Here is a 21,186-nt window from a genome sequence, read left to right as displayed (position 1 = left end):
AATGGCGACAGCGAGGACGTCGAATCTCGCGACGCGAGCGTTGCTCTCGCTCGTCCTGCTGGCGGCCGTGATGGGGCTGCTCGTCTTCGGACTCGCCGGGACCATTCGCTATTGGCAGGGCTGGTTGTATCTCGCCGTCTTTTTCACCGTGTCGCTGCTCACGACGCTCGACTTGATGCGGCGCGACCCCGCCCTGCTCGAGCGTCGCATGCGCGGCGGACCGACTGCGGAAACACGCCCGGCGCAGAAGCTCGTGATGCTTGGCGCCTCGCTCGGATTCATTGCGCTGCTCGTCATTCCGGCGCTCGACCACCGTTTTCAGTGGTCCACCGTCTCGACGGCGATCGTTCTCATCGGCGACGCGCTCGTGGTGATCGGCTTCTATTTCATTTTTCGCGTCCACCGCGAGAACACGTTCACCTCGGCGACCATCGAGATCGCGGAGAATCAGACGGTCGTTTCGACCGGGCCATACGCGATCGTTCGACACCCGATGTACGCGAGCGCGTTGCTGTACGTGATCGGAACACCGCTTGCCCTCGGGTCGTGGTGGGGCCTGATGGGCGTCGTGGTGATGCTGCCGTTCTTGATCTGGCGGTTGTTCGACGAGGAGCGAATGCTGGTCGCGAATCTCGCCGGCTACGCGGACTACAAGGCGAAAGTACCGTTTCGGTTGATACCGCACGTCTGGTAACGGCGCGGCCGGCGGCGATTCGAGGATTTTACCCAACCCTCGGCCTCCCTGCACTGTCTATCCCGGCGTGGTCCTACCTCAATCCACCCCGAGAATGGACTCCAGTCGCTACGCCCTCCGCTCTCTTCGCCGCCAGCCCGGCTTCACCGCCCTCGCGCTCGTCACGCTCGCCCTCGGCATCGGCGCGACGACCACCGCGTTCGCGGTGCTCGACACCGTCCTGATTCGCCCGCTGCCCTACGCGAATCCGGATCGATTGGTCTTTCTTCGCGAGAAGACCCGCAGCGGCGCGCTTCAGGCGGCGTCGTACCCCAACTTTGCCGATTGGCGGAATCGCGGCCATTCGTTCAGCGGGCTCGCTTCGGCGCAGTTCGTCCAAGCGCGAACCGTCACCGTGGGGTCGAACGTCAGCCGCGTGACGACGATGGGCGTTTCGCGCGGGTTCTTCTCTGTGCTGGGCGCCCCGCCCGCCGTCGGCCGAGAGTTCACGGCCGACGAAAATCGCGAGGGCGGCCCTCCTGTCGTCATGGTCTCGTACGACTTCTGGCAAACGCAAATGAGCGGGCGCCGGCCTTTGGGCACAATTCAGGTCGGCGACACGCCGGTCCCCGTCATCGGTGTCGCTCGCGCGGGCTTCAAGTTCATCGACGACGCCGACGTGTACTGGCCGCACGAGCAGGAGCCCGGCACCTGTCGCACGTGCCGCAACTATCGAGTCGTCGCCCGCTTGGCACCCGGCGCGACCGAGATGGCCGCGCGCGCCGAGATGACCGCGCTGTCCCGATCATTACTCTCGACGTATGGCATCGAGACGTCGGCCGTCGACGCGGATCTGTCGCCGCTGCACGACTACGTGGTCGGCCGGTATCGCGTGACGTTCACCGTGGTGCTCGCCGCTGCCGCGCTCGTGCTGCTCGTCGCTTGCACGAACTTGGTGAGCGCGCAGTTGGCCCGCGGGCTGTCTCGCGGGCGCGAGCTCGCGGTGCGCTCTGCGCTCGGCGCCCCGCGCGGACGCGTCGTTCGGCAGCTGTTTCTCGAGAGCACAATTCTCGCCGTCGCCGGCGCGGCGCTCGGCGTCGGCCTCGCGATCGTCTTCACACGCGTCGTGCGCCTGCTCGGCACGGGTCTCGTTCCGCGGATCGACGAGCTCCATGTCGACGCCGGCGTTTTGGCGTTCGCTGTCGCGTTGAGCGTCGTCACGTCGGTGCTCATTGGACTGTACCCGGCCCTGCGTTTGGCGGGCGGCGACCCTGGATCTCTGTTGCACGGTACTCGGGGCTCGGCTCAGACGGTGCGCGCGTCGGTATGGCGCTGGCTCGTCGGGTTCGAGATCGCCACGGCGATCGTGCTTCTCGTTGGATCGATGCTGCTCATTCGCACGATGCGCAACATCCTCTCTGCGGACACGGGCATTCAGGTCCACGGCGTCGTCACGGCGTCGCTCGTCCCGGACGACACCGTGAACATGGGCAAGCTCGCGCATTTGGGAGACGAGCTTGGCAGCCTTCCGGGTGTGAGCGGCGTCGCGTTCGCGAACCACCTTCCGCTCGATTGGGGAAGCACCGCGGGACCCGTACGACGCACCACCGACCCCGTCGATCATGACTTTCCCGCGATGGCCGGATTCCGCCTCGTGTCGACCGGCTATTTCGACGTGATGCATCAGCCGCTCGTGAGCGGGCGCGCGTTCACGTCGGCCGATCGCGCCGGGGCGCCGATGGTCGCCATCGTCACGCCGGGAATCGCGAACGCGCTCTGGCCAGGCCGAAATCCCATCGGCGAAGGGATCGTGACGAACTACCTCTGGAATCAGGTGCTCACGATCGTCGGCGTCGCGGCGGAAGCGTCGCTGTGGAGCATGCCGCGCGGAGGGCAGAACGAGATCTACGTGCCGCTCGCGCAGCACCCGACGCGCACCGAGGGCCAACTGGTCGCGTTCGTCCGCACGACACGCGACGCCGCGGCGTTGATCCCGTCGGTTCGAGCACGACTTCATGAGGTCGCGCCGATGACGCCCGCCACCTTCGGCACACTCGACGACCGCATTTCCAGAAGCTCCGCCGACCGCAGATTCGCGACCGTGGCGCTGACGATCTTCGGCGGCATCGCGCTCGTGCTCGCGGCCATCGGCATCTATGGCACGATGTCGTACACGGTCGCGGCGCGCACGCACGAGATCGGCGTGCGCTTGGCGCTCGGCGCGACCCCGTTCCAGGTGAAAGCGGCCGAGCTGACTGACGCGGGATCGGTCGCGCTCGCGGGAATCGTCGTCGGGTTGAGCGTCGGCTTCTTGGCCACGCGCTTCGTCGCGTCCACGCTCTACGGAGTCAGCCGACTCGATCCCGCCGCGTACGCCGCCGCGGCAGCGATCGTCTTCGCGGCGGCGCTCACCGGCGCGTACGTCCCGTCGCATCGATCCAGCCGGATCGACCCGCTCCGAGCACTCCGCGCCGAGTAGAGTCCTGGCGCTGTCGCTGACGCAAGGAGTCCAACCCGACCGATCGCGTGTAACGCGCGCGGCCCGCCGGCCGCGCCATCGACGCCCGCGGAAACTTTGGATGGTCGGTTCTCGTCGTTAACGACAATGGACCCGCACCTCGCTCGCCAGATCGTAACGTGGGCCGTCGCCGTGGGCGCGGCGGTCGCGTTCGCGAGGCAGTGCCGGAAGCCGAAGTGGTTGCTCGGCCGGTTCGTGCTCGCGCAAATGAACCGCGGCCACTCCGGCCTCACACAGTGGGGGCTCGGCCATCTCGAGATCGCGCGGGACGCGACCGTGCTCGACATCGGCTGCGGCGGCGGGCGAACGCTCGCGACTCTCGCCGACATCGCGACGATGGGCAAGGTCTACGGCGTCGACTATTCGGCGGCGAGCGTTGCGGCGTCGCGCAAGCACAACGCGGGGCGTATCGCGGAGGGGCGAGTCGACGTGCAAGAGTCGTCGGTTTCGAACCTGCCCTTTCCGCCGGCGACGTTCGACGTCGTCACCGCCGTCGAGACGCACTACTACTGGCCGCATCTGGCGACCGATCTGCAAGAAGTCCTTCGCGTGCTCGGCCCGGGCGGCACGTTCATGATTCTCGCCGAGACGTACAAGGGTCGCAGCTTCGATTGGCTCTTCCGGCCGGTGATGACCGGACTGCTCGGCGCGACCTACCTGAGTGTCGACGGGCATCGGGCCCTACTCTCGAACGCGGGCTTCTCCGACGTTCAGGTCTCGGTCGAGCGATCGAAGGGTTGGATCTGTGCCGTCGGACGAAAGCCGTCGTGAGATTCGAATGCGGCGCGAAACGATGACGAGACGCCGCCTCATTCTTCGGGCGGCCGAACTCCCCCCGCTTTCGCGTCCAACGTCCGAACCACCGCCGCGCTCTGCGCGCGCATAGCCGCGTCGGGCGACTTTCCGTTGGCGATGTCGCGCTCAATCGCGGTGCGAAGGGTCGCGTACTCGGCGTCCGGTGCCGCGCGCGCCAGCAGCGTCTCGAGCGACGCGACGGCGACGTCCGTTGAGACGCGGCGAGCGACGAGGTCCGCGAGAACGACGAGCGGCATCACCAGCCGCTCCGATTTCCCTTGTCCGCTCCCAAGTTGAGCGACGTGGGCCAGCTGCGCAGGCGTCACTCCCGCGTGCAGCGCGCTCGCCGCCGCGACCAGCTCCGCGCTCGGCGCGCTCGGGCCCAGCGTCTTGCGAGCGCTATCCAGTTCATCGAACAGTTTGCGAACGGCGCTGACGATTCGCGCGCTGTCGGCTCCCTTGAGCACGCCCTCGGCGGCCTTCGAGGTGAGCGGACTGGTCGGCAATCCTCGCGTTCGCGCGGAATCGAGAAAGCGATTGACCACCACCTCTATGTTCGCCGGCAGTTGCGGCGCCGCGGGCCAGGCCTGGGTGCCGCCGCCTTGCGCGTACGAGAGCGACGGCATGGCGATGAACGCGACGATGCCCACGAGTCGATACGGATTCGATGAAGTCAGTCCTCGCATCAGTCGGTTCCCCGCCCCGGAACAACGACCACCGATCCGGGCACGCCGAAATCGTCTTCGACCGCTCGCGGCGCCGCCGAGTCTGCACGCAGCGCGCCGTCGATCGAGAACGCGAACACGTGGCGCCCCGGCTGAAGACGGACCTTGACGACCCACACGTCGCTCGAGCCACGGCGCATCGGCACTGCCGTCGGATTCCACCCGTTGAAGTCTCCGACGAGCGACACCCGCTTCGCGCTCGGCGCCGAGACGGCAAATCGCACTTGATCGCCGCCATTTCCGGCATTGAGCCGCTGTACACCGACGACCGCGCATACGGCCGCGGCGATTCCAAGCGGAACCCACACGCGCATCGTCGTACCCCGTCGTTGCGCCGGTACAGCGACGCTCGCCATCAGCGCGTCGCGCCAGGCTTGCCCCACCGGCTCCGGCCGTCGCAGCAACGCCGCCGCGCGCTCGACGATTGGGTCAAGCCGTTCGTCTGTGGATGTCACTTCATGGTCGGTCATCGACTTTCGCTCCTTCCTCGAGCAGGACCTTCAGTCGTTCGGAGGCGCGCTTCACTCGCATCTTGAGCGCCGACACGCCGGCCCCGGTGGCTTCGGCCATCTCGTCGTAGCCCAGCCCTTCGACGTGGTGCAGCAGAAACGCCTCGCGTTGTTCGGCCGACAACGCGGCCAACGCCCATTCGATCTCGTTGCGCAACTCCAACGCTTCGCTGCCATCGGCGACGAACGACAGCGAGATCGCGTCGGTGTCTGTGACCACCTTTCGTTCGCGCCGCGCACGGCGCGCCATCGCCGTGCGGCAACGATTGATGAGAATCGCGAACAACCACGTTCGAAACGACAGATGCCGATCGTAGCTCGCCAGCGCCCGATGCGCGCGCAGAAACGCCTCCTGGGCCGCGTCTTCAGCGTCGGCGCGCTCGCCCAGCATCCGCGTCGCGTAGCGCAGACACGCGGGCGCGTGACGATCGACCAGTTCGGTAAAAGCTCGCGCATCGCCATCGAGGGTACTTCGCACCAACTCGGCGTCCGTCATTCCGATTGGTGGTACCTCGGCACGGCCGCCGAACGTCACTGGACGACGAACATTCCCACCTCGCCCGCAAAATCGTCGTCCATCGGCGCGAGCCCCGGCGGCGAGGTCCATTTGGCGCCGTTGACTCGAATGTTGGCGCGGTGAAGCCCGGCGATCGCCGCGACTTCGACGACCCAGCGGTCAGCGTCTTTGGTCATTTGAACGGGGCGCCACTGCGTGCAGTCGGACGCGAATTCCACCGAATCCGCCGCGGCTACGCGGATAGCGATGCGAATCCGTCCCGCCCCGATGGACGACATCGCAAACGCGGCACTCGAAGAGCTCCGCGTGTCAGCGCTCGATCGGCGAGAAAACACCCCGGCGTTGAAGCCGAAGCCGAGGCTCAGCGCGCTACCTCCGGCTTGCGGCTGTGCGCTCTCGAGGAGTCTCGGCGACGACGTCGCCCCGAGGAGCAGCGACACACCGTGCCCAAGCTCCGCGCCGAGTTGCACCCCGGCCAACAGCCCGGATCCTTGCCGCGCGATCGCCACACGACTCACCAGCGCGGTCGCCCACCACCGGTCTTCCCGCCAGGTGACCCTGGCCTCGGCCGACGACCATTTCGCTGAATGCGCGGCAGCCGCATGAGTGACATATGTCGTCTCGGATTGGAGGCGGCCAAACGAGTCGCTATCGAAGTGAACCTGCATGTCCTCGGGTCCGCTCTTCAGCAGGAACGGGATCGTCATCCCCTGCCCAACGCGTGTCGCGATGTCGACGTGTCGCCACGAATACGAGAGGCCGAATTGCGGCGTCGATCGCGGGCCGGCGACCGCCACACGAAGCGGCCCCCGCACGCCGACATCGAGGCCGAACGAAGGCGCAGGATCGCATGTGACGAGCGCGCACGCGACGGCGCTTCCGAAAACAGAGACGGCCGGACGCGCTGCGTCCGCGCTACTCGGCCACAACTGCGCCGACGGGTTGAACGCGACCTGCCCGCCGACCCGCGTCCAGCCGCCCGCCGCGAGGACAAGAATGAGGCCACGCAAACCGGGGCTCCTGCCGCACCAACGACTCACGAAGTCGCTCACGACACACTCCTGGCTACCGCCGTATACCCTCGCATTTCCGAGAAAAGTCACAGCGACCGGACAGTGACTTCACCACGGCGGTTCGAGGTATCACTCGGCGTGTTCACCAAGTCTCACATCGTGGAGGGAGAATGAACGGAGTTGTGACGAGCCGGGTCGCGACCTTGATGACCGCGGCCATCGTGGTTGTCATCGGCGCCTGCAGCGACACGACTGGCTCGCAAACGAGCCTGACCGGCCCGAATCCATCGACTTCAGCAGGCGGATCGTCGGGCGATTCCAGCAAGACACCGCCGGGCAATCCCGGGGGAGGACACCCCGACACCAACCTCACCCCGCCGAACTCCAATCCGAAGCCAGTCGCGAGCTTCACGCTGCAAGTCCACGTCGGCTCGCCGCGCCCCGGCGCCACCGACACGCTCGCCACCGATCCCATCGCGGGTGCCGCGGTCTCGGTGTACGAACAAACGTTCACCTTCACGCCGCATCCGGGCGCCGACACCGTGAACATCAACCAGACGCTCGTCGGGAACGGAATCTCGGACGCGAATGGCGATTTCGCGGTGCCGAATCTCAAAGGCACAGGTCAATACCTGATCAAAGTCGCTGGCCCGGCGGGGACCAACTTTGGACCGGCCTCGGTGATCATCAGCCAGGCGTACGTCGATCCGGTCAGGGTTCTCGTGACGCTACACGGTCGGTAACGGCGCAACGGCGACCGTCTCGGTTCCGGCTGGGAGCGGGCATCGCGGGCGGCGGAACGAGCCTAGCCTCGAGCGGCAGCTTCGAGCAGGAGCTTTGAGCCCTAACTGCGAGTCGCAGGTAGAGCTGAAGGCTTCTTCTCGAGGCTTCTGCTCGAGGCTAGGATCGAGTCGAGCGGCCGAGGCGCCGGCTCGCGAGTCTGAGATCAGCGGAGTTGTTTCCGTGGCCGGGTGCCGTGCACATTCTGGCGAGTTCTTCCATGCCCGGCGCTGGGCAACGCCATGACGGACCTCGAAGAGGTCACGCAGCACCTCGCCGCCGTCCGGAATTCTTCGCCGTCGGAGCTGCACACCCACTTCTCTCGCGCGCTACGACGATTTCGCTTCGTCGCACGGGATGAGCGCCGCGCTCTTGCCGATGACTTCCGTCAGTGGGCGGACGCGGCCGACGGTGCGGAGTTCGCCCGGCCGTACGCGATCTTCCTCCAGGGGATCGACCAGTTCATCGCCGAAGAGCTCCACGCCTCGCTCCAATTGATCATCGAGGCGCGCGCGGCCTTCTCCGAGCGAGACGATCCGGACGGGCTGGGTCTATCGGCGATGCTGATCGGCGCCATCTATCGCACGTTCGGGAACTTCGATCTCGCGCTCAAGGTGCTGTTCGAGGCGTTCGAGTTGCTCAAGGCGTCGGGCACGTACCCGATCTTCCTCGCCGCGACGGCCAACAGCATGGGCGGTATCCATCTCGAGATGGGACATCTCGACGAGGCGCTGGAGATGTACAACGTCACCTACGAGGAGAGCGCCAGGGCCGACGACTTTTATTTCGGCATCTACGGGCTACACGGGCTCGGCCGGGTCTACATGCGCCAGCGGAACGACGCCGAGGCAACCGAGATGTTCCACCGCGCGCTCGCGCTGGCCGAACGGAATGCACATCCGTTGCACATATCGAACTCGCTGACCGAGCTGGCCTCGTTTCACTTCTGCGCCGGGCGTCTGGACGAGGCCGAGGCACTGAGCGAGCAGGCGCTCGACATTCGCCAGCAGCATCACTTGCTGGCCGGCGCGGTGACGAATCTCCTGCGGCTCGCCGAAATCCAGGTTTTGCGGGCTCGCTGGAGTGACGCTCGCGCGCTTCTTCAGCGCGCGCTGTCGGCGGCCGAAGAACTGAAGGTGAAGCCGAAGATCGCCCAGGTACACCGGCAACTGTCCGATCTCTACGAACGAATGCGTCTCCCGGACAAGAGCCTGTCTCATTTCAAGCGCTTTCACGAGCTGCGAGAGCAGATCGAGCGAGAGGACAACGCCAGGACATTGGCCGACGCGAAAGCGATGTTCGAGGCCGAACAGACGCGCAAGGAAAACGTCGTGATCAAGCGGCAGAAGGCGGAGATCGAGCGAACGAATCGCGAGCTCCGGGACTCGATCGACGAGCTGACGCGCGCGAAGATCGGGCGCAAGGCGAAAGCCCTGACGCTCGCCGTCGCGATCGTGCTGTTCATCTTCCAGGACGCCATTCTCGGGACCGCGCTGCGCCTGCTGAACAACGACAATTACTTCCTGCTGCTCGGCGTGAAGATGGCGATCATCTTCTCGCTCAGCCCGATCAACAAGGCCATCGAGCACCATCTCCTGAAGGGGGTGATGCGACAGGAACGTCTACGCCGCTCGGCGGCGGCGAATGCGGTCGCGTCGGCGGCCTGAGGAGGGGCGAGTGATCTACATGATCGTCGAGCATTTTCGAAACGGTGACGCCAAGCCCGTCTACGCTCGATTTCGAAGCGGCGGACGCCTCGCGCCCGACGGACTGCGCTACCTCGGGAGTTGGGTCACTCCCGATCTCGCGCACTGCTATCAAGTGATGGAATGCGACGATCGCGCGTTGCTCGACGAATGGATGGGCGCGTGGCGGGACATCGTGGATTTCGAGGTCCACCCCGTGGTCACGTCGGCCGAGGCCGCGGCGCTCGTGCTTGACTCGCCGCGCCGGGAGGCCTAGCCTCCCCCTCAGCGCGAGGGGCGCATCCAGTCCGCGGAAAGGGCCATGCCCACCCGTCAGTTCGACAATCGAGAGCGTACGAACTCCTTCACGCCCAACCAGAGCGGACTCCGGGCGGACTCTTGAAAGGAGCTTCGTATGGATACGCTTCCGCTCCCGCCGTCGCCTAGCCTCGAGCAATACAAGAAGCGCGCGAAGGCACTCGTCGACGCCGCCCGATCGACCGACCCATCAGCAGTTCGGGATTGGGCTCGACAGTGGCTCGAATCGCTCGCCGCCTCCCTCGGAGCTTCGATCTCGCCATTCGTGCGCGACAGCATCGGCCGGGCGGTCGAGCACATTGAATCGCGGGTGAACGAACGCGGAGGATCGGCGCCGGCGAAGCCGTTTCTCCTCGCCGACGCCCAACATCTCATCGCCGGAGCGCACGGCTTCGCGACTTGGGGGGCGTTCGCGCAGCACGTCGAGGAAGCCGAAGGCAAGCGGCGACCGTACGACGACTTCGAGCGCGCCGCCGACGCCGTCGTCAGCGGCGACCTCGCCACGCTCGAGTCGCTCGTGCGAGCGAATCCATCGCTCATTCGAGCGCGTTCTCGCCGCGTCCACCGCGCGACGCTTCTGCACTACGTCGCAGCCAACGGCGTCGAGGACTTCCGCCAGATGACTCCGAAGAACGCGGTGGCGATCGCGCGCTTCCTGCTCGACGCCGGTGCCGAAGTGGACGCCGCCGCTGAGACATACGGTGGTGGCTACTGGCAGACGACGATGAACCTTCTCGTCTCCAGCGCGCATCCCGCCGGAGCCGGCCTGATGCCGGCGCTCGTGGACGTCCTCATGGACTACGGAGCCGCGGCGAATGGAGTCGGTGACGACGAGTCGCCGATCATGACCGCACTGGATTTCGGCTACGGCGATGCCGCTGAGACGCTGGCCAAACGCGGAGCGCGAATCGACAACGTCGTCACAGCGGCCGCGCTCGGACGGATCGATCTCATTCGACGCTTCGTCGTCGACAAGAGCTCGGTCGCTCCTGGTGTTCCGCTGGTCGCGCCTCGATGGCGGAAGCTGCCCGACGATCCGACCGCACACATCGAGCTCGCCCTCGCGTGGGCCTGCAAGTTCGCGCGAGCAAATGTCGCGGAGTTTCTGCTCGAGTTGGGCGTCGACCCGGCATCGAAGGACGGCTACGACATGACCGCCCTACACTGGGCGGCGCCGAACGGGATGACGACCGTCGTGCATCGCCTCCTCTCGCTCGGCGCTCCGCTCGAAGTGCTGAACGTCTGGAAGGGGACGGTACTCGACTCCACGATCCATTTCGCCGTTCACATGCCCGTGAATGGCGTGGACTATCCCGCGATGCTCGAGACGCTGATCGCCGCGGGCGCGGACGTGAACGCGGCGTACCCATCGGGCGACGAGCGGATCGACGCGCTCTTGCGACATCACGGCGCGGGAAGCGCGACGTAGGAGTTCTGGCTGGCGCGATCTACTCCTGTCTCAACGCCGAGATTGGATCGATCGCGGCGGCAAACAGACCGGCGCAATCCCTCTGCGATCGATGGCCAGCTCATGCGCCCCCTGTGGTTCTCGACGGCGTCTACGCTTCCAGCAGGCGCGCGATGGCGGCGGTTCGCCGCTGCCAGTCGCGTCGCTCGGACTCGAGTTGCTTTTTTCCCTTCGGTGTGAGCTTGTAGAACTTTGCGCGGCGGTTGTTGTCCGAGGCACGCCATTCGGGCGCGATCAGCCCCGCGCGCTGCATGCGCTGGAACGCCAGCAGCAACGACCCAGGGTTGACCTTGAACACGCCCTGCGTGATCTGCTCGATGCGGCGGGAGATGCCAAAGCCGTGCATCGGCTCGAGGCTCAAGCTCTTGAGCACGAGCATGTCGAGCGTGCCGGCGATGAGGTCGGTGGAACGGTCGGTCATTCGGTCACCACTTGGCTACCAAGTGGAGACACGATACGCGCCTTCCAGTTGGTAATCAAGAGGAGGAGAAGCGCGCGCCGCTTTTGCGCGACACGTTTCTTACGCGCGGACTGGTCGCCGGCCCGCGAGCCGGGCGCAGTCTTTGCAGCGCGGATTCCCTCTCGCGAGCCTCGACGCCGCGGCTTGCGCCCCGACTCATCTCAGGAGGCGACACATGGCGAAAGCAAAGCGAGCAGTTCCGGAAGGATTCCACACGGTCACCCCGGCGCTCACTCTGGACGACGCGTCCAAGGCCATTGACTGGTACAAGCGCGCCTTTGGCGCAGAAGAAAGATCTCGAGCCGTGGGACCGGACGGCAAGGTTCTGCACGCCGAAATCAGAATCGGCGATTCGAGCGTCATGCTCCACGACGCGATGATGGGCGCGAAGTCGGCCCACGCCCTCGGCGCGTCGCCGATCGGGCTCTGGGTGTACGTCGACGACGCCGACACGCTGTACAACCGCGCGAAATCGGCCGGTGCGAAGCCCGCCGACGGACCGATGGGCCAGATGTCGGATCAGTTCTGGGGCGATCGCTGTGGGACGATCATCGATCCCGAAGGCTACCAATGGACGATCGCCACCCACAAAGAGGATCTCACATCGGACGAGTTGAAGCAGCGTCAGGACGCATGGATGGAGCAGTTCGCGGCGCAGGGCACGCACGCCTGATTCCCTGCCGCGGAATTATCCGAGAGCGCGCCGGCGTCCCGCGCCGGCGTCCCGCGCCGGCGCGCTCTCACGTCTAGCACACATGTTGCTCGCCCCCGCCGTGGCGTCGCACGAGGCTCGAGACTCTATCGATCTCGGCCGTGCGATCCGTCGCTCCCCCACAGCCGAGGAATCCGCCATGGCCATATGCGAAGTGTGCGGCAACGACTACGAGATGTCGTTTCAGGTGGTGACCGCCGGACAGGCGCATACGTTCGACAGTTTCGAGTGCGCCATCCAGAAGCTGGCGCCCGTGTGTGAGCACTGCGGCTGCAAGGTCATCGGCCACGGGGTCGAGGCCGACGGCTCCTTCTATTGTTGCGCGCACTGCGCGCACTCCGAGGGGGCCGACGCCATCGTCGACAACGCGGCGCACGCCACCCATTGAGCGCCTCCTCCCCGCTCGCGACGCTGCCCGCGGATGCGAGGTCTCGGCTGCGAGAACGTTCGATGCCCAGGTGGGTCCCGCCGATGCTCGCTACGCTCACCGAAGAGCGCTTCTCCGACCCGGCCTGGATCTTCGAACCGAAATTCGACGGCGTCCGCTGTCTGGTATTCCGGGACCGTCGTGGTGTTCGGCTGCTCTCGCGCAACAAGCTGTCTCTCAACCGCCAATATCCCGAGATCGAAGAAGCCTTTCGCGCTCAGCCCGCCGGCGACTACGTCGTCGATGGCGAGATCGTCGCATTCGAGGGCAAGCGAACCAGCTTCGCCAGGCTCCAGCGCCGAATGCAGCTCCGGGACCCCGTCCGCGCGAAACGCACCGGCGTCGCCGTCTACCTCTACGTGTTCGACGTCGTCTATGCCGGCGGCTTCGATCTCACCCGGCTCTCGCTTCTGCATCGAAAGCTCGTTTTGCGGCGTCTCCTTTCGTTCAACCGGCGCCTGCGCTTCACGGCTCACCGTGCCGAAGACGGTGAACAGGCCTGGCGCGACGCGTGCGCGAACGGGCTCGAGGGCGTCATCGCCAAGCGCGCCGACTCACGCTACGAGTCCGGACGCTCGCGCGACTGGCTCAAGTTCAAGTGCGTGAACGAGCAAGAGCTGGTGATCGGCGGTTGGACGGACCCGGCCGGAGCGCGCTCGGGCCTGGGTGCCCTGCTGCTCGGCTACTACGACGACGGGTCGCTCGTGTACGCGGGTAAGGTGGGAACGGGCTTCGACGAGCGAACTCTAAAGAGCCTCTCCGCCCGCCTCGCGTCCCGAGAGCGCGTGCGATCCCCGTTCGTTCGCGGCAGGACGCCGACCCGCGGCGTCCATTGGGTTCGCCCCGACCTCGTCGCGCAAATCGGGTTCACCGAATGGACGAGAGACGGGCAGCTTCGACATCCGCGCTTCCTCGGGCTGCGCTCGGACAAAGCAGCGCGCCAAGTCATTCGCGAGACGGCGACATAACGCGCAACTCTTTGGACGCCCCCCGCCTTCGCCGCTATTTGGGAAAGATCACCGGAAATACGATGTCCGTCGTGAAGATGCAGCGATCGTTGTGCCCGCACTCGGGAACGATGATCGCGTTGTGCTTGGCGCCGAGCGTTTCGGTCACGTACTTGAAGAAAGCTTCCCCTCGCGCCCGCCGTGTCGGACCCTGCGCCATAGCGTTCGCCGATCCGTCGAAGCCGCCGAGGGGTAGCACGTCGACCTGACCAAGCAGGTAGGTCGTCGGCCGGTCGACGAGCTGTTTCACCAGTTGCTCGTTCGACGGGCCTGCGCTGTAGCCCGCCCGATTCTCGAGGCCCGCGGGCCAGCGATTGTAGTTGCGCGCTTTCGTCGTATCGAACGCGCCGAACTGAAAACTCGTGTTGACCTTCTCGCCGTCGGGGCCGAGCGCTTCTTTGTCGGCCGTCGCCGGGTCGGCGTTTCCTGTCGGCAGGGGACGCACAGCCGCGGGCCACGCGTACGTCGACGGATTGGCGACGACGTACGTGATGCTCACACCCGGCGTCCCGTACGTCTTGCTCGTCATCTCGTACCGCGTCGCGACCTGCCCGCCGGCCGAGTGACCCGCGACGACGATTTTGGTGAGGTTGGGAAAGACTTTTTTGTCGGCCAGCTTGCGGATGATCTCATCCAAGAAATCGAATGACGAGATGGTAGGGTTCGTCGGCGACATGCCGCCGGAGCGCCACGAGTTCTGCCCTTCCGGCCACATCACTTCGTTGGCCGCCGGCTTGTCCCGCCCCGCGATGAAGTGCGGCGCGACGATGATCGTGTTCTCGAGCGCGCCGGCGAGGAAGCCGGCGGCGGTGCTGGTCTCGAAATAGTGGTCCGCGTTTCGCCCGGCGCCGTGCACCATGACGAGGGCGCGCGTGATCGCCGGGTCGACCACGTCGAGCGGGTACGACGCGTACACCATCGATCGGGCGGGCCCCGAACCGAAGGTGATCCAGCGCTCGCACGGTGCCGTCGCCGTCGTGCACGGCGCGGCGGCCGGGGAACTGGGTGGGCTGGGGGGGCTGGGGGGGCTGAGGGGGCTGAGGGGGCCGAACCTGCCGGCACCGAGGTTTACGCCAAGACCGCCCCCGCCGAGGGGTGTAGCGAGACCGAACAGGGCAAGCGCAATATTGAGTCTCATGGCAATGAAATGAGTGAGGCAGCGGGTTGTCCGGATTCGTATCTAATGATGGAACCCAATCCCCTGCGGGGCGAGAGGCCTCTCGGGGTGTCGCAGGTCTGACAATCGTTCGGCGCGTCTCGTGGGTCGACCGTCGCACAACCGTTCGGGCATCAGGTCATGTTAGTGCTAGGCTTTTTGCGAGAGTGGCCGCTGGCGGCGTTCGTGCCTGCCGCGCTGTTTTTCGCCATCGCCCTTCGAACCCACCGCGCGACGGTGTGGGGGGCCGCGTTCATCTGGACGGCCTACGCGGTCTACGAGTTCTTGATGAGCTTAGGGGTGCTCTGTCCGGACTCGTGCAGCCGCGTCGACCTGCTGGTGATCGATCCGTTCTTGATCGTTCTCACGGTGGTGGCGCTCCTTTCGTCGCTCCGCGGCCGAAGGGAGATCGATCTGTCCTGAACCTCGCCGCGAGGTCGCGCTGCGCGATCGCCGCGTTGGTCTCGCTCGTGTCGCTTGCCGGGTGTTCCCGATCGAGCTCCCCAATCCCGGCCGAATCGCAACAACTGAGCGATCGCTCGGCGTGCACGTGGGAATGGACGGGTCCCGAAACGCTGTTCGTCAACGGAGCGTCATTCGGGTTCGGCGGAAGGCGAGAAGGTCCAACTTTGCTGCCGCTTGACGCTGGTACGGCGCTGATCGCGGACAGAATGAGCACGTACGCCGATACCGAGACGCAGCGGTCGTGGGGACGACTCCTCGGCGTCTCATTCGACATGAACGGACACGCGGCGCCGATCACGAAGCCTCCCTTCATGAGCGACGTGGCCGGAGAGGACGCGTGGGTCGTTCCGGGCTTGCGCGGAACGGTCCACGTGGTTTGGACGACGCTCGGAACTGGACACCTGGTCCACGCCACAACGGACGGCGTTCGATGGTCGCGCCCCGACTCGGGGTTTTCGGCTCCGTTCAGCGTTCTTCCCGGACCAAATGTCGTCGCGTCCGCAGGCGACGACGTCATCGTTGCTTTGCCGGTCGCCGACGACCAGTTCTCAGGCGTGGTTGCCGGCATTCGTGCTCACGGGACGTGGGACGTCGCGCGATTCAGCGTGCCGCACAAGCCGGTCTGGGAGCTTCCGCTCGCCGCGGCGATGGACCGGTCGGGGGCGACGATTGCGTATTTCCATATGCCCGCGTCGACAGGAGGAATTCCGGGCGACCCGGCGAGTCCGGGACTTTACGTTCGTCACCGCCCCTGGAGCGGCGCGTGGGGTCCCGAGACTCGCGTGCTCGACCGTGAGGGATCCGCACCAATTCCTTCGCACACTCACGACGGCGCCTTTCACGTCTTTTGGCGCGGCCTCGCTCCGGATTCGGTGACCTTGCATCACGCCACGACGCGCGACTTCAAATCGTTTCAGCTCGATCAGACGATGGTGCCCGGCGACGTTGTGAGCTTCGACCTCGCCCCGGAGGACGATGGCGTGCGCATCGTCATGCTGCAGACCGACGACGTCAACGGACTCGACATGAAGTACTCGAGAATTCTCTCAGGGACGTGGGGACCAGGCGGCTTCTCTGCGTTCGAGACGGTCCCGTTGGCCAAGCCAGCGGGACCGCCCGCGATTTCGTCCTTCGGACGCGACACCGAGACCGTCGTGTGGCCCGGAATGCGGCTCGCGACTCAATCGACGCGACATCCGGGCACTGGACCTTCGAAGTGGCAGTCGTGGGTCCCGGCGACGGTACTCGTGCGACACGTTCGACGCTGCGCGCCGACGCGCGGCAATTAGCTGGCGCAGTCTTCAAGAAGCACTGATATTTCGTCGAACCTCCTTCGCGGGAGCACGCGGTTCATGATGCGCCACGTGGTATTGCTCGCGATCGCGTCGACTTCGCTCGCCGCACAGACGCCGACCTCTCCCGCGCGGCCGGCCTCGGCAACGCCGACGCAGACACGGCTGACCGACGCGCTTCCGGTGGACGTCCGCGTCACGCAGATGGTCCTCACGCCGGACGCGCGGCGCGTCTATTACGGCGACTCGGCGCGCGCCGTGTGGATGTACGATCGTGCCGGCAAACGCAACGTCCGGCTCGCCGACGGCGAGGCGTGGGATCTCGCCGTGTCACCCGCCGGCAACGCGCTGGCGTTCAAGAAAGTCAGCGCCGGTTCCGCCGACCAGTACGTCTGGATTCTTCCGCTCGATCCGCGATCCGGCGAAGCGACGGGGCCGGCTCGCCAAGCGAGCGCTCGGCAGGGTGACACACCGTCGATCTCGAATGACGGAAAGTGGCTCGCCTTCGCGGCCGACGATTCGGTCGGCGTGGGTCAAGGCCTGGTGATCGTTCCCCTAATGGGCGGGCCGGAGCGCGTCGTCGTCCCGTCCATGCGCGCGAGCGTGAGCAGCATCCGGTGGTCGCCGGATGGCCGTTCGCTGTATTACGGCGTGAATCCTCCGGTGGCATGCGATCCCGAATGGAGCTGCCTCCCGCTCCACGAGGAATTCAAGCAGACGACCGGGAGCATCCATCGCGTCGCCATCGACGGAAAGAGTGAAACGACGGTCGCATCCAAAGTCAGTGGCGGATGGCCCGGACTCTCGGCCGACGGTTCTCTGCTGGCGTACGCCGAAGGCGGCTTTCCAGGTCGCATGATCGTCGCCGACACGACGGGAAAACAACTCACGTCGTTCCCGCTCGTTCCGCGACAGACCGCCGAGGGGTGGATGAACGGCACGACGCTGCTCTTCTCCGACCGCGGCGACACGCGGCGGATGCGCAGCTTCTCCATCGCCGACGGCTCGCGTCGGCTGCTCGACGATTCGGTGGATCCGATCACCGAAGCGACGTGGTCGCCCGACGGCAGCATGATCTCGTCGCTTCGCTGCTCGCCGTCGGCGTGCCAGCTTCGAATCAATCGTGCCGACGGCACGCCCCGCGCGTCGATCGACCTATCCGACAGATCGGGGTTCGCGAGCGCGTGGTCTCCCGACCAGCGATGGATCGCGTACATCGGAGGTCTGCCGAACAACGACCGGTACGTGACCGCCGTGGAGATCGCGACCGGCAAGGTTCAGCGCCTCGCGACCGTCCGTCTCACCGGCGGACTGCTCGTCTGGACTTCGGATTCCCAAGAGCTGGTGCTCTCGTCGGCGGTCGGCGCCGGCGCCACGCGGCACCTGTCTTTTCTACGAATCGAATTGAATGGAAGCTCGCCTCCGCGGGTGCTTCGCGAGTTCGTGATCGGGCCGGCTCCGAACACGGGCTTCGCAATCGATTCCAAGACCGCGCTCGTTTCGGTCGGCGGCGAGTTGAAGCGTCTCGTCATCGATGGTGATTCGGTCGAGACTCCGCTGCTCCCAAAGACCCCGGGGCGTTATGTGCCGCCTTACCCGACTTCGTCCGGCACGGCCAGCCGATTCGCCGTCAGAAAGAGCCGCACCGCCGACGGCGACCTCGACGCCATCGAGGTCGTGTCGTCGGACGGCACCGGGCGCACGACGATCGAGCTGCCCTTTCAGATGCTCAACGGCCCGACTGGGCTGCGCGTGCTGCCGGGCGGCTCGCAGGTCGTCGTCATGGGACTGCCGTGGGCCGAAGAGCGCGACGTCGGCGTCTACGCGATAACGGTGGATACCAAGGCGGTGCAAAAGCTGTTCACCATTCCGATCCCGTCGTTCACCGGCGAGCTCTCACTCTCGCCGGACGGCAAGACGGTGTTGTATGTGACGAACGACGTCACGACACCGCGGGTCTACACGATGGACCTGTCGTCGATTCGGACCACCGGCCGCCAGTAAGCGGCCCTCTCTGAGAGTCCTCTCATGCGCCTCGTCCACGCCCGCCCCGCTCTCTTCTTCGCGCTGCCAGGCGTGTTGTTGCTCGGCGCGCGCGCTCCCACAGCCGGGCCGAAGTACGCGCGTCTCTTCACGCTCAAGCCCAAGGAAGGCGTGTTCGCGTACGCGCGGATCTCGCCCGACGGACGCACGCTCGTGTACGCGTCCGAAAAGAGCGACGCGCGCCATCCCAACGGCATCAAGACCGCGGAGACGATGGTCGATCTCGCGTCGAAGAAGATTCTGTTCAGCGAGGACGGCATCGACGCGTACTGGTCGCTCGACGGAACGCGTGTCATCTACTCGGGCGGCCCGAGCGTTTCGATTCGCGACACGCGCTCCAACGAGGTCACGCGCAACGTCGCGCCTCCCGGCCTCGGCGACTACTACAGCTGGGCGCAGCGCGACGGGAAGGACCTCATCCTCACCATCACGAGCAACTATTACTATCTCGAGGGCAACAAAGCCGTGTTGCCGATCCAGAAGGTCAAATCGTGCGACAAGATCGGCACCGGCGAACGTCCGCTGATCTCGAAGGACGGCAAGCGCATCACGACGTTCGTCGACGGCAACATCGTCGTGCGCGGTCTCGACAACTGCGACGACATCTTCGACACCGGCATCAAGGGCGCGAAGGCCGATTTCTCATGGGACGGGCGCTACATCGCGTTCCATTCGCTCAAGCCGCAGGGTTCGGGATACAACATTCAGATCGTGGATTTGCAGCAGCACACGATTCGCACGCTCCCGGGGCTCGCGGGCTCGGCGCTGTTCCCGAGCTGGACGAAGGACGGGCGTCTCTGCTTCCGCTACGACGGACCGGACTATCGCGGCTTCATGATGGCGAGCAACGTGCTCGACATTCCATCGCAACCGCTGCCAGCCGTCGCCGAGCCATTGCCCCATCGCCGGACGTGGGACGACATCTTCCGGACCGCGGCACGACCGAGTCACCGGGTCAACGTCGTGATGATCTGGGCGCCGTGGAGTGCGCACAGCCAGGAAGCGTTCACGAACCTCGATCAAGCTCGCGACTATTTCGCGCACGCCGACGTCTCGATCGAGGCGGCGGCCGACCCGGGCAGCTCGGAAGCCGAAATCACGCGCCAGTGGACGGCGTTCCAGACCAGCGTTCCTCGCGTCCCGCTGTCAGGTAAGGGGCTCGCGCTCACGGAAGCACGGAACCAGATGCCGACGACGCTTCTGTTCCGCGACGGTCTGCTCGTCGACAAAAAGCTCGGCGCTCAGAACTTCGAGCAGTTGCGCGACTGGATCGAGAGAGTGGACGCCGCGAGCTCGGACGGTCCGGCCGCGACGTCGGGGACGACGCCTCGGTGATCCGAGGTGTCGCCGCTCGCGCGGACGAATCGCGCCGACGACACCGACACCGCGAGCTGCGACTTGGGTAGGCGAAACACGTAGGCTTCGCCGAAGCCGTTCGGCCGGCCGCCCGTTTCCTCGCCGATGAGCGTCGCGAGACGGTAGGTCTTGATCCCGTCGGCCAAGTCCGCCGCGCTCGAAAACGTCTGTCGTCCGATCAGCACGCACACGTTACCGGTGAAGAACGGGCCGGCCGATGAATGCGCCTCCGCCGATTCGGGCAGGTCGACGATCTTGCCGTCGGGTCCGTGCATCAGCTGGCGGCCCACTCCGAAGAAATTCCACGCATGGATCCAGCGGAGCGGCGCAGGCACCCATGTCTTGAAGTACGTCCGGTATTCGCCGCTCATCTTCCACTGTTTGCCGCCGCCCATGCGGTACGGCTTGGTGGTGAGATGGCGCAGGAGCTCATCCCCCAAGCGTGAATCGCCGCCGCCGTTGCTTCTGAGATCGATGAAGAGCGTTTGGACGGAATCCGCGCCGACCTGCGCGAACATCTTCGCGACGTCGCCGCGAAAGACCGACGGGTCGCCGCCCATCGTTCGAAAATTCATGTATCCGACGCCAGGCGAGAGCTTCTCATAGCTGAAGTTTGGCGTGGCGGTTCGGCGTCTCCCTGCCGCGTTCCCCAAGACGAGCGCCCGGAGTGAATCCTGGGTCAGACCCGCGAGCACGGCACGCCGCGGTGGTCCGCCGGCACGCTCGAATTGGAGCGTGTATGGCGCGCCGATCGAATGAAGCAACAGCATGCTCCTGAACCCGCTCGTCACGCCGGCCACGCGAAAACGCATGCTCTCGCCGCTCACCTCGTTCGTCCAGGCCCGTACCAAAGAGTCCGCGTTTAACCCATTCACGGACAGGATGCGGTCGCCGGCCTCGATCTCCACGTCCCGCGCGACCGGTGCCGCGACGATCAGGTGTCCAGCGTCGTCCTGCACGACCTGAGGCGGAAACAGCCGCGCGCCGCCGGCGACCATCCGCGAGACTTCCTCGCCCGGGAAATAAACGCTCGTGTGCCCGTCGCCCAACGACGCCGTCAATGGCGCCAGTCGCACCCACAGCTCGGCCCGACTCATCGACGGTGGGAGGCCGGCCACGATGCGCGCTCGCGCCATGGAGACCGAATCCCGCGGGCGCTCAGCGTACAGATCCGGGTGAACGTCCTCCAGTATGCGCATCATCGTGTCGATGTCGGCGATCGCGTCGGCGCGGCTGATCGTCGTGCCGACGACCTCGGGCGAGGCGC

At 65.9% G+C, this 21,186-nt stretch carries 21 protein-coding genes; 14 read left to right on the top strand and 7 right to left on the bottom strand.

The window, feature by feature from the left end:
- Nucleotide 1: 1 nt before the first annotated feature.
- From VGQ44_19450 to VGQ44_19440, 3 genes are all read left to right on the top strand, one after another.
- The gene (locus VGQ44_19450; protein HEV8449021.1) at nucleotides 2-694 is read left to right on the top strand and encodes an isoprenylcysteine carboxylmethyltransferase family protein; all 693 of its coding nucleotides are present in this window, start codon (nucleotides 2-4) and stop codon (nucleotides 692-694) included.
- Nucleotides 695-788: 94 nt separating this feature from the next.
- Nucleotides 789-3,152 (top strand): ABC transporter permease, encoded by a 2,364-nt coding sequence (locus tag VGQ44_19445; GenBank protein ID HEV8449020.1) that lies wholly within the window; start codon nucleotides 789-791, stop codon nucleotides 3,150-3,152.
- A 126-nt stretch (nucleotides 3,153-3,278) separates the two neighbouring features.
- Nucleotides 3,279-3,962, top strand: a complete 684-nt coding sequence (locus VGQ44_19440; protein ID HEV8449019.1) for a class I SAM-dependent methyltransferase — start codon at nucleotides 3,279-3,281, stop codon at nucleotides 3,960-3,962.
- Between the two features lie 38 nt (nucleotides 3,963-4,000).
- Here the strand turns inward: VGQ44_19440 and VGQ44_19435 are convergent, their stop codons facing one another.
- The 4 genes from VGQ44_19435 to VGQ44_19420 are packed head-to-tail and all read right to left on the bottom strand — an operon-like array spanning nucleotide 4,001 to nucleotide 6,789.
- On the bottom strand, nucleotides 4,001-4,672 hold the full coding sequence (locus VGQ44_19435; GenBank protein HEV8449018.1) for a hypothetical protein: 672 nt from the start codon (nucleotides 4,670-4,672) through the stop codon (nucleotides 4,001-4,003).
- Complete coding sequence (locus tag VGQ44_19430) at nucleotides 4,672-5,166, bottom strand: isoamylase early set domain-containing protein (GenBank protein HEV8449017.1); 495 nt, start codon at nucleotides 5,164-5,166, stop codon at nucleotides 4,672-4,674. The genes VGQ44_19435 and VGQ44_19430 overlap by 1 nt, the downstream gene beginning before the upstream one ends.
- A 1-nt stretch (nucleotide 5,167) precedes the next feature.
- Nucleotides 5,168-5,716, bottom strand: coding sequence for an RNA polymerase sigma factor (locus VGQ44_19425; protein ID HEV8449016.1), 549 nt, complete (start codon nucleotides 5,714-5,716; stop codon nucleotides 5,168-5,170).
- Between the two features lie 35 nt (nucleotides 5,717-5,751).
- A complete protein-coding gene (locus VGQ44_19420; GenBank protein ID HEV8449015.1) occupies nucleotides 5,752-6,789 on the bottom strand; it encodes a hypothetical protein in 1,038 nt (345 codons plus the stop codon).
- Nucleotides 6,790-6,920: 131 nt separating this feature from the next.
- Here VGQ44_19420 and VGQ44_19415 point away from each other — a divergent pair, with 131 nt between their 5' ends.
- The 4 genes from VGQ44_19415 to VGQ44_19400 all read left to right on the top strand — a co-directional run bounded on the left by VGQ44_19415 (nucleotide 6,921) and on the right by VGQ44_19400 (nucleotide 10,962).
- Complete coding sequence (locus VGQ44_19415) at nucleotides 6,921-7,493, top strand: hypothetical protein (GenBank protein ID HEV8449014.1); 573 nt, start codon at nucleotides 6,921-6,923, stop codon at nucleotides 7,491-7,493.
- Nucleotides 7,494-7,772: 279 nt separating this feature from the next.
- The gene (locus VGQ44_19410) at nucleotides 7,773-9,197 is read left to right on the top strand and encodes a tetratricopeptide repeat protein (GenBank protein ID HEV8449013.1); all 1,425 of its coding nucleotides are present in this window, start codon (nucleotides 7,773-7,775) and stop codon (nucleotides 9,195-9,197) included.
- A 19-nt stretch (nucleotides 9,198-9,216) separates the two neighbouring features.
- Nucleotides 9,217-9,492: a DUF3303 family protein gene (locus tag VGQ44_19405; protein ID HEV8449012.1), complete on the top strand. Its 276-nt coding sequence runs from the start codon at nucleotides 9,217-9,219 to the stop codon at nucleotides 9,490-9,492.
- 138 nt (nucleotides 9,493-9,630) lie between these two features.
- A complete protein-coding gene (locus tag VGQ44_19400) occupies nucleotides 9,631-10,962 on the top strand; it encodes an ankyrin repeat domain-containing protein (protein HEV8449011.1) in 1,332 nt (443 codons plus the stop codon).
- A gap of 130 nt (nucleotides 10,963-11,092) precedes the next feature.
- Here VGQ44_19400 and VGQ44_19395 read toward each other — a convergent pair whose 3' ends face one another.
- Nucleotides 11,093-11,422 carry a PadR family transcriptional regulator gene (locus tag VGQ44_19395; GenBank protein HEV8449010.1) on the bottom strand — a complete coding sequence of 110 codons (330 nt, stop codon included), beginning with the start codon at nucleotides 11,420-11,422 and terminating at the stop codon, nucleotides 11,093-11,095.
- 214 nt (nucleotides 11,423-11,636) lie between these two features.
- On the opposite strand from VGQ44_19395, the gene VGQ44_19390 reads away from it, so the two are divergent.
- From VGQ44_19390 to ligD, 3 genes are all read left to right on the top strand, one after another.
- Nucleotides 11,637-12,134 carry a VOC family protein gene (locus tag VGQ44_19390; GenBank protein HEV8449009.1) on the top strand — a complete coding sequence of 166 codons (498 nt, stop codon included), beginning with the start codon at nucleotides 11,637-11,639 and terminating at the stop codon, nucleotides 12,132-12,134.
- Between the two features lie 82 nt (nucleotides 12,135-12,216).
- Nucleotides 12,217-12,561, top strand: coding sequence for a hypothetical protein (locus VGQ44_19385; GenBank protein HEV8449008.1), 345 nt, complete (start codon nucleotides 12,217-12,219; stop codon nucleotides 12,559-12,561).
- 62 nt (nucleotides 12,562-12,623) lie between these two features.
- Entirely contained in the window at nucleotides 12,624-13,568 is a 945-nt protein-coding gene (ligD, locus tag VGQ44_19380; protein ID HEV8449007.1) for a non-homologous end-joining DNA ligase, read from the top strand.
- Nucleotides 13,569-13,602: 34 nt separating this feature from the next.
- On the opposite strand, the gene VGQ44_19375 is transcribed toward ligD, so the two are convergent.
- Nucleotides 13,603-14,526, bottom strand: coding sequence for an alpha/beta hydrolase (locus VGQ44_19375; GenBank protein HEV8449006.1), 924 nt, complete (start codon nucleotides 14,524-14,526; stop codon nucleotides 13,603-13,605).
- 378 nt (nucleotides 14,527-14,904) lie between these two features.
- Between VGQ44_19375 and VGQ44_19370 the strand changes: the two genes are divergently transcribed.
- From VGQ44_19370 to VGQ44_19355, 4 genes are all read left to right on the top strand, one after another.
- Nucleotides 14,905-15,186 carry a hypothetical protein gene (locus tag VGQ44_19370; GenBank protein HEV8449005.1) on the top strand — a complete coding sequence of 94 codons (282 nt, stop codon included), beginning with the start codon at nucleotides 14,905-14,907 and terminating at the stop codon, nucleotides 15,184-15,186.
- A 248-nt stretch (nucleotides 15,187-15,434) separates the two neighbouring features.
- Nucleotides 15,435-16,517, top strand: a complete 1,083-nt coding sequence (locus VGQ44_19365) for a hypothetical protein (protein HEV8449004.1) — start codon at nucleotides 15,435-15,437, stop codon at nucleotides 16,515-16,517.
- 63 nt (nucleotides 16,518-16,580) lie between these two features.
- On the top strand, nucleotides 16,581-18,524 hold the full coding sequence (locus VGQ44_19360; protein ID HEV8449003.1) for a hypothetical protein: 1,944 nt from the start codon (nucleotides 16,581-16,583) through the stop codon (nucleotides 18,522-18,524).
- Nucleotides 18,525-18,548: 24 nt separating this feature from the next.
- The gene (locus tag VGQ44_19355) at nucleotides 18,549-19,898 is read left to right on the top strand and encodes a hypothetical protein (GenBank protein ID HEV8449002.1); all 1,350 of its coding nucleotides are present in this window, start codon (nucleotides 18,549-18,551) and stop codon (nucleotides 19,896-19,898) included.
- On the opposite strand, the gene VGQ44_19350 is transcribed toward VGQ44_19355, so the two are convergent.
- Nucleotides 19,805-21,186 (bottom strand): S41 family peptidase (locus tag VGQ44_19350; GenBank protein HEV8449001.1); only part of this gene is annotated, 1,382 nt, incomplete at its 5' end. The genes VGQ44_19355 and VGQ44_19350 overlap by 94 nt on opposite strands.

The sequence above is a fragment of the Gemmatimonadaceae bacterium genome, from assembly GCA_036003045.1.
Classification (GTDB): Bacteria; Gemmatimonadota; Gemmatimonadetes; order Gemmatimonadales; family Gemmatimonadaceae; genus JAQBQB01.
Note: the sequence above shows the minus strand (reverse complement) of the source record. Positions and strands in the feature narration are given on the sequence as shown.

Bases quoted from the DNA above. Each gene is read 5' to 3' on its own strand.
- VGQ44_19450 (HEV8449021.1), top strand. From the start codon at position 2: ATGGCGACAGCGAGGACGTCGAATCTCGCGACGCGAGCGTTGCTCTCG.
- VGQ44_19415 (HEV8449014.1), top strand. From the start codon at position 6,921: ATGAACGGAGTTGTGACGAGCCGGGTCGCGACCTTGATGACCGCGGCC.
- VGQ44_19390 (HEV8449009.1), top strand. From the start codon at position 11,637: ATGGCGAAAGCAAAGCGAGCAGTTCCGGAAGGATTCCACACGGTCACC.
- VGQ44_19355 (HEV8449002.1), top strand. From the start codon at position 18,549: ATGCGCCTCGTCCACGCCCGCCCCGCTCTCTTCTTCGCGCTGCCAGGC.
- VGQ44_19365 (HEV8449004.1), top strand. From the start codon at position 15,435: ATGAGCACGTACGCCGATACCGAGACGCAGCGGTCGTGGGGACGACTC.
- VGQ44_19410 (HEV8449013.1), top strand. From the start codon at position 7,773: ATGACGGACCTCGAAGAGGTCACGCAGCACCTCGCCGCCGTCCGGAAT.
- VGQ44_19360 (HEV8449003.1), top strand. From the start codon at position 16,581: ATGATGCGCCACGTGGTATTGCTCGCGATCGCGTCGACTTCGCTCGCC.
- VGQ44_19395 (HEV8449010.1), bottom strand. From the start codon at position 11,422: ATGACCGACCGTTCCACCGACCTCATCGCCGGCACGCTCGACATGCTC.
- VGQ44_19425 (HEV8449016.1), bottom strand. From the start codon at position 5,716: ATGACGGACGCCGAGTTGGTGCGAAGTACCCTCGATGGCGATGCGCGA.
- ligD (HEV8449007.1), top strand. From the start codon at position 12,624: ATGCCCAGGTGGGTCCCGCCGATGCTCGCTACGCTCACCGAAGAGCGC.
- VGQ44_19385 (HEV8449008.1), top strand. From the start codon at position 12,217: ATGTTGCTCGCCCCCGCCGTGGCGTCGCACGAGGCTCGAGACTCTATC.
- VGQ44_19400 (HEV8449011.1), top strand. From the start codon at position 9,631: ATGGATACGCTTCCGCTCCCGCCGTCGCCTAGCCTCGAGCAATACAAG.
- VGQ44_19445 (HEV8449020.1), top strand. From the start codon at position 789: ATGGACTCCAGTCGCTACGCCCTCCGCTCTCTTCGCCGCCAGCCCGGC.
- VGQ44_19435 (HEV8449018.1), bottom strand. From the start codon at position 4,672: ATGCGAGGACTGACTTCATCGAATCCGTATCGACTCGTGGGCATCGTC.
- VGQ44_19370 (HEV8449005.1), top strand. From the start codon at position 14,905: ATGTTAGTGCTAGGCTTTTTGCGAGAGTGGCCGCTGGCGGCGTTCGTG.
- VGQ44_19405 (HEV8449012.1), top strand. From the start codon at position 9,217: ATGATCGTCGAGCATTTTCGAAACGGTGACGCCAAGCCCGTCTACGCT.
- VGQ44_19440 (HEV8449019.1), top strand. From the start codon at position 3,279: ATGGACCCGCACCTCGCTCGCCAGATCGTAACGTGGGCCGTCGCCGTG.
- VGQ44_19375 (HEV8449006.1), bottom strand. From the start codon at position 14,526: ATGGTGTACGCGTCGTACCCGCTCGACGTGGTCGACCCGGCGATCACG.